We start from the raw sequence: 1,180 nt of genomic DNA, 5'->3' as shown, positions 1-1,180 counted from the left end.
CGGGAGCGGCCGGCGCGGTCGCGGTGGCGACCGGCTTGAGCCAGACCGGCTGACCGGCGACGACAAGCACGACCGCGTCGCAGGCGTCGGCGACCGCGCGGTTGGCCGCGCCCAACGCGTCGGTGAACGCCCGGCCCAGCGGGGTGGTCGGCACCAGCGACAGCCCCACCTCGGGGCTCACCAGCACCACCCGGGCGGCACACCCGCGGATCGCCTCGGCCAGCTCGGCGATCGTCGCCACGTCGTCGGCGGGCTGGTGGTCCGGGTCGAGCAGCACGGTCACCCAGCCGCCCAGGTCGTCGACGAGCACCATCTCGTTGGGCTCGGCGGACTCGAGCACGTCGGCCAGCCGGCGCGGATCCTCGGTGGTCTCCTCGGTGGTCCAACTGCCCGGGCGCCGGGCGCGGTGCGCCGCCAACCGGGTCGCCCACTCGGTGTCCTCCGGGTCGCCCTCGGGCGCGGTGGCGACGTAGCGGACCACCGGCGCGTCGGTGACCAGGGACTCGGCGAACTCGGACTTGCCGGACCGGATACCGCCGAGCACCAGGACCGTGTTCCACCCGTCTACGGACATGCCCGTACCTTAAGGCCGCCCGGGGTTGCGGTGCCTGCCGGCCCGGTGCTCCCGGTCGTTCAGTCGCAGTGTTCGAACCCGCTGCCGTAACTGGCCCCGCCGGTGGAGCCGCCCCACTTGACGCACGTCCCGGCGGCGGTGGCCCGCACCGGCCCGGCGTAGTAGTCGAAGGACCCGCTGTCGGTGCTGCGCGCCCGCCCCTGCACCTCCAGGTACGCCGAGGCCGCCGACTTCGCGCCGACCGCGGTGTCCTTGAGGGTGACCACGCAGTTGGTGCCGGTGCCCGCGTGGTACAGCAGGAAGACCCGGCCCTTGCGCTGCCCGTCCCCGCCGGTCAGCGTCGCCGAGTCGATCACCTGGTAGCCGCTGCCGCACGCCTGGGCCGCCGTGTACGGGTTGGGCCGGCTGGACGGGGTGCGGCTGGGCGTCGGTCGGCTGCTGGTCGTACCGGTCGGTGTGCCGCCCGGTGTCGTGGTGCGCGGATCCGGGGCGGCGGTCGGCGCGTCGGTCCCTCCGACAGGCCCGGTCGGCGCGGCGGACGCGGTACGGCTGGCGCCCGGGGTGCCGCTGGGCGTGGGTCCCGAGGTGCTCGCACCTCCGTCGTCG

1 protein-coding gene and 1 pseudogene are annotated in these 1,180 nt (G+C 75.4%); both read right to left on the bottom strand.

The features are described 5' to 3' along the window. The coding region (gene cobU / locus PSH25_RS29255) for a bifunctional adenosylcobinamide kinase/adenosylcobinamide-phosphate guanylyltransferase (protein ID WP_238662084.1) at positions 1 to 574 on the bottom strand (574 nt) is incomplete at its 3' end. A 59-nt stretch (positions 575 to 633) separates the two neighbouring features. Further along, positions 634 to 1,180 (bottom strand): annotated as a pseudogene (locus PSH25_RS29250) (hypothetical protein); the annotation flags it as partial.

The organism is Micromonospora foliorum, assembly GCF_022229015.1.
GTDB classification, from domain to species: domain Bacteria; phylum Actinomycetota; class Actinomycetes; order Mycobacteriales; family Micromonosporaceae; genus Micromonospora; species Micromonospora foliorum.
The sequence above is the reverse complement of the archived record's forward strand: the minus strand, read 5'-3'. Positions and strand labels throughout refer to the sequence as shown.